This window comes from bacterium (genome assembly GCA_022616075.1).
Lineage (GTDB): Bacteria > Acidobacteriota > HRBIN11 > JAKEFK01 > JAKEFK01 > JAKEFK01.
Window position 1 is genome coordinate 1 of record JAKEFK010000337.1, and the last position, 6,460, is coordinate 6,460.

At 48.4% G+C, this 6,460-nt stretch carries 4 protein-coding genes; all 4 read right to left on the bottom strand.

The window, feature by feature from the left end:
* On the bottom strand, positions 1-465 hold a 465-nt coding region (locus tag L0156_26320; protein MCI0606515.1), incomplete at its 3' end, for a gamma carbonic anhydrase family protein.
* Between the two features lie 41 nt (positions 466-506).
* Positions 507-1,427 carry an ABC transporter permease gene (locus L0156_26325; GenBank protein ID MCI0606516.1) on the bottom strand — a complete coding sequence of 307 codons (921 nt, stop codon included), beginning with the start codon at positions 1,425-1,427 and terminating at the stop codon, positions 507-509.
* A gap of 37 nt (positions 1,428-1,464) precedes the next feature.
* Complete coding sequence (locus L0156_26330; protein ID MCI0606517.1) at positions 1,465-2,988, bottom strand: ABC transporter substrate-binding protein; 1,524 nt, start codon at positions 2,986-2,988, stop codon at positions 1,465-1,467.
* 75 nt (positions 2,989-3,063) lie between these two features.
* Positions 3,064-6,460 (bottom strand): sigma 54-interacting transcriptional regulator (locus tag L0156_26335; GenBank protein MCI0606518.1); only part of this gene is annotated, 3,397 nt, incomplete at its 5' end.

Here is a 6,460-nt window from a genome sequence, read left to right on the forward strand (position 1 = left end):
GTGTTGCCGGATGCGTGCGACTTCTTGATCCGTTACATCACGCACCTTCTTTGCAGGAACCCCCATCATCAAACTACGCGATGGAACCCTGGTTCCAGGGGCCAGTAATGCGCCTGCCGCAATCAGGCAATTCTCTTCTATCACCACATCATCCAGGATGATGCTGCCGATTCCGAGCAGGTTGTTCGAGTGAATATGACAACCATGAAGCGTCACACTGTGGCCGACCGTGACGTAGTCTTCCAGAATCGTTGCGTGCGTTCCGCGCGTCACATGAAGGACCGAATTATCTTGAATGTTCGTGTACGACCCGATTCGAATGTGGTAAACATCTCCGCGTATTGTTGTATTGAACCAGACGCTGGAATGGGGCCCGATCACCACATCACCAATGATTTGCGCGCTCTCTTCAATAAATGCTGTCTCGTGGATTTGCGGAATCTTATCACCAAACGCTCGAATCATAGTTACTCCTTGTAGCGCGGGCGTCTCGCCTGCGGAATTTTTTAGTTCTGAATTCTCGGATCGAGTACTCCATACAATAAATCAGCAATGAGATTCGCGAACAGATAAAGCATTGCAAAAATCAGGACGCAACCCTGCACCAGCGGATAATCACGCGAAAAAATCGCTTGAATCAAAAGGCGTCCCAGTCCAGGCCAGGAAAAGATGGTTTCCGTGATCACTGCGCCGGTCAGCAAACTTCCGAATTGCAGCGCGAGCAATGTAACAACAGGGAGAAGCGCATTTCGAATCGCATGACCAAACAGGATCCGCATTTCACTCGCTCCCTTCGCGCGCGCTGTTCTGATGTAATCCGCTCTGAGCTCTTCTAGTAGGCTGGAACGGAGCATTCGCATCAGGATGGCTGCCAGAGCAGTGCCCAGCGTTAACGCGGGCAAGACCAGATGCGCGAGGCTGCCTCTGCCCGACACGGGGAACCAGCCGATCGTAATGGAAAACAAAAGAATGAAAAGCGGACCGAGCCAGAAATGTGGAATGGCTGCGCCGCTCACTGCGAATATTGTAGTAACGCGATCTGTCCAGGTGTTCGGATGTTTGGCCGCAAGAATACCCAGAGGAAAGGCAATCATGAGCGCTATCAACATGCCCGCCACAGCCATCTCAACAGTCGCCGGAAAACGGGAAAGGATCAGCTCCGTCACTGGCATCTGAAAAGACCAGGAGCTGCCAAAATCTCCGTGAAGCACATTCCAGAGATAGAGCACATATTGACGCCATAAAGGTTGATCCAGCAAAAGTTGTTCGCGCATCGATTCTACGTCGGCTTGCTGGGCCCCTTCTCCCAACATTGCCTCAACGGGATCCCCCGGAAGGATGCGAAGGAAAGAGAAAACAATCGTCAGAATAGCCAGAGATAGAGGAAGCAACAAAATCAGCCGACGAGAGAGCAGTTGAAGGTTCAAGAGTTCAAAGGTTCAAACGTTCAAGGGTTCAAAAGGTTCAATTTTGGTGAACCGAAATTTCGAACGCAAACACAAGGCTATCATGTCTGGGTTTCCAGTGATAACTTCTGTGCAGCGCATAAACATCCTGATCGATATAAAGCGGAATCCATGGCAAGTCTTCCATCAGAGTTTGCATGATTCCCTCAAGCGCTTTCCGGCGATCCTCCAGTTTCAGGATCTGGGCGCTTTCATCGATCGCTTTATCGACTTTTTCGTTACTGTAACCGATGTAGTTTCGCACGCCATATCCCGGATGCGAGCTGCGCGAATGTAATTGCGGCTCCAGAATATCACTTGCATCCCCCACGGTCGCGCCGACGCGTGAAAGAAAGAATGAAAAATCCTGATTGTCCAGCATTTTGAAAAATTCGGTGTCCGGAAAGACCTTTGTGCGTGCCTGAATACCGATATTCGCCAGCTGTTCCTGAATCAATGTCCCCGTTTCTTCAAGAATCTGCCTTACAAAAAGAGTCACACCAAAACCATTTGCGTAACCGGCCTGAACCAGAAGCTTCTTCGCTTCGTCAATGTCATGGGAGGGCGCACGGATATCCGGGTTATGTCCGAAAACAAATGGAGGAACAGGCTGAAAGGCCGGAACAGCAAAAGTGGGAAGCTTTCCAATCAAATGCTCACGATTGATTCCCCTGTGAATTGCTTTTCTTACCAAAGGATTCTTAAACGGATTCGATTTCGAATCGCTGTAGGGAGTCACAGAACGGGAAACGTCGTAACTTAAATATTTCAAGAAATAATTATCCTGGCGCATCACCTGATACTTCCCGAGACTTCGAATTACGGGTTCTAATTTTTTAGAGTCGTACTGAACGAACTGGCTCCTTCCTGCCACCAGATCGCTGACTGCGAGTTGAGGAGTTCGATTCAAAAAATAAGTAACATCTTGAATTGAGGGTTTGTTCCCCCAATAATCATTGTTTCTTACCATTCGGATGATCTTGCCCGGGGTCCATTTAGTCAGGCGATAGGGCCCGGTGCCATTGACCGTCGTATTCACCAGCGGACTGGAGCCGCGCGACACAATCAAAACGTTATTCAGCTTGTTTAAAAAAATGGCGAGCGGAGTCTTTGTGCGAACCTGGATAGTTGTCGAACTTAACGCCTCTACTTGCTGGACATCGTTGAGATAGGACCCCACTTCGAGATTATTGTCCGTAGCCAGACGTTCGAAAGTGTAAAGGACATCTCCGGCATCCATTATCTTTCCATCATGAAAACGGACGTTCGGTTGCAAATGAAACACCCACGTATAGGCGTCAGGATTTTCCCAACTTTTCGCCAACCGGGGGAGGATCTTGTTTGTCTCATCTGTTCCGACCAGAGGTTCATAGAAATTTGAGGAAATAGCGTAGTTACTGACCCTTGTTTTGGCATGAGGATCCAGAACATCTAATTCATAGGGAACCGAAATGTTGATCGAGCTAGGCTTCTCTTCAGATCGATTGCCGCAGGCAAAAAAAGAAAATACAACCAATACGACGATGACAGATAATTGTCTCAAGCACCCTTTATTATAAACGAAGGCAAAGTAGCACAGGCGTCTCGCCTGTGAAGCTCCACAGGCGAGACGCCTGTGCTACTTCTGTAATCGCAGGCGTTGAATCATATTGATCAGGCCCTGGCGTGTGACTCGCAGTTCTTTTGCGGTCCTGGATTTGTTCCAGTTATTCTTGTTCAACGCCTGAAGAACAAACTCCCGGTCGAACTCCTCCCGGCCTTCCTCCAAACTTAAACCTCTGATTTTTTCCGTCACGTTGAGCGTCTTCAGAGAACGAGGGAGCAATTCCGCTTCTACGACACTTCCTGAATCGGAATTCACAAGCACGGTTTGAATGAGATTCTCCATTTCACGAACGTTTCCGGGCCAGCGATAATCGCACAAAGCTTTCATCGCCGAGTTCGAAAACCGGATGTCCTGTTTGCCAAAAGCCTGAGAATACTTCTCCGCGAAGTATCTCACCAGCAACGGAATGTCTTCCCTTCTTTCCCGCAAAGGAGGGACAGTCAGTGTATATCCATTGATTCTGTAGAAGAGATCCTCACGATAAGCTCCGTCTCTGACCAATCTTTCAAGGTTCTTATGTGTTGCAAAAAGAAAACGGACGTTCACTTTGCGAACGGATGTTTCTCCTAAACGCTGCACTTCACGCTCTTGAACAACCCGTAAAAGTTTGGCCTGAGCTGCAGCGCTCAAATCGCCAATTTCATCCAGAAATAGAGTTCCACTGTGTGCCCGCTCCACCGATCCGGCTTTAGCGGCAACGGCCCCGGTGAACGCGCCTCGCGAATGGCCGAACAGCTCACTTTCAATCAGCGTCTCAGGAATCGCGCTGCAATTCAACGCAACAAATGGACCTACTGCCCTTTTGCTATTGCGATGTATATTGCGCGCGACAAGCTCTTTTCCGGTGCCGCTCTCGCCAAGAATCAGCACAGAAACATCGAGAGGCGCCACCTTTTCGACAAGCCGTGCCAGATCGAGTGTTCCTTTACTTATGCCGATCCAATCCTCAAAACCGTGCGCGGAGCCCGGAATCTGCCGCGAGACTTCCTGATCGATCGCCTTTTCCAATAAAGGGGAACAAACCATAGAAAAGAATGCCGCCTTCTGCAAATCTCGCGAGGAAAAAACAGGAGCGTCCCTTCTTCTTTCGAAATACCATAAACCGAGGAATTGATCCTTCCGCGAAAAAGGAATAGCCAAAATAGACCGGACCTCGTTTAAAATCACCCACGGATTAGCTGACAGCTCCGGCTCCGAACGGACATCAACACACAATGTCTGATGCCGTCGCAGTAACCGGTCAAAAATTTTCGCCGGCAACTCTTCTACAGTATTCGTAATGGGAGCATCCGTGTAGAGGATGCGATCGAACGTCCCCGAATCGGTTAAATATTGAACCTGATTGTAGGAAGAATGAAGCTCATTGCCCAGTTCCTTGAGTACGGCCATGAGTTTTGATTGAAGTTCCCCGGGACGCTCTAATAATGCAAGCACAGTTCGCCACCAGTCATAAACCGGTTCGCTTGAATCCCGTGAAGAAAGGAAATGATGGAGGTTTCGAACCGCGCTCAGCCGCGGCCTGATATGCAACTTGCGATAGAGAGACTCCATCCAGTGAAGCTTCTTTAAATGAAACTTTTCTTTCAGAAGAACAGGATATGCCTGGTAAAACTTCAATAGATAATCTGCAAACTCCAGGTGATTTTTGCTTTTCTTGAAATGGGAGATGGCTTTCCGAAGATCAGGATCATCCTGTCGCGGCGCTGCATTCCGAAAGATCAGGCTGAGGATCAGGTTCTTCCCAATGAGTTTGTAATGTTGAATTTTGCGGCCGATAGAAAGGGACTTCTTCAGATGCGTTTTTGCTTTGGTTGTCTCATTTAAGAACCCGTAATAATAGGCAAGAAGATGGTGAATCTCCGCTTCGGTCAATGGTTCGCTTAATTCAGGAAGTCTCTGCTCCAGGAAACTAACCCGTGAGTGAGCGTCGCGGTAATTTCCCTGATCGAGCTCATGAAAGAGCAAAATCATTTTCGTTTGAAGAATATCTCCATCGGCCTTCAACTCTTCGCAGATCTGAATCGTTCTTTTGAGCAAACGCGTTGCTTTGCGGGGATATCCCTGCAGAATACAATAAACCGCGAGAGCGCGAAGATCATAGGCGTAGAACCATTTGTTCCCCGATGCTTTATCGATTGCGCGGCATCGCAGGAATATCTTCTCAGCGTCTTTCAAACGGCCTTGTTCCAAATAAACCAGACCCATATTGAATTGTGCGAGACTCACTTCCCTCGAATGGTCGAGTCGACCGAACAGAGCCACCGCCTTCTCAAAAGATCGAACGGCTTCATTAAAACGATATCTTTCCAGATACACATTGCCCAGCAGATTCCATACACCGGCACAGCCAAACTCGTTTTTCGTTTTTTGAAAAGCGTGAATGCTTTTTTTCATCATTTTTTCTGCGTGCTCATGACGCGATTTTCTCCAAGCAATCGAAGCAAAGATCTTGTAGCAATGCCCCATCTCTTCTGTATCGCCCGACAATTTCGCGTACCTTAACGCTTTTCGTGTAAGTTTCGAAGCTTCCTGGAGTTGACCTTCCTTCAGCAAAAGATGCGCATAGCGCCGGTATCCATGAGCGAGCAGCCCATCCTCTCCAAGCGATTCCGCAAACGCAAACGCTTTTTGAAAGTCTTCCGCGCTTCGCGGGCCACGATAATGCGCGCACACTCCTCTTGCAATAAAGTAACGAAAAAGAATCGATTCTTCTTTGATCAAAGGCAGAAGCGGTGTCAGCGGAATCAGATCTTGCTGCGCCGAAAGAATGTCTTCTTGCAGAATCCGGCACTCAACAAGAAGGAGGCCAAGATGAAAACGAAGAACATCATCTCCGGCGAACTCGATTGCTTTCCGGAAACTTGCAGCTGCATACGGAAATTTCCCACGCTTGTTATAGAGATCTCCCTGCTCCCGGAAAAGTATTACTTTTTCAGAATCGCTCAAACTCCTTTCGAGCAGCTCCAGCTCGTTTAAAACAGAGAGCGCTAAAGGTTCAATCGAATGACCGATTTCTCGAATCGAACGGCAGGTCCAGTGCAAGGCGGCAGACAGTTCACCTGCTTTCAGGTAGTGTTCGGCAAGCAACATCATGGAATCAGGGTCCGTTTGAGGAGAAAGCTGCTCCGCCAGTGTCCGGTGAATCTTCTTCAACCGGTCGGGAGGCAATCTTTTTTTGATTGCTTGAGAAAAGAGCGGTTTTCTAAATCGATAGCGCCCTTCGGACTCCATCAAAACATTTTTCTTCACCAATGAATCCACAACCTTCCGTTCCCGCTGACCTGCGTTGAATAGGTCTCCTTTCACCGAAGCGACTTCCAGAAAAGACATTTCTTGCGGGTTGAGTTCAGGCGCGCCGTTCCAATAAAAATCCAGAAGGCCATCAGGGAAATCCGGTATTCCCGGTTGA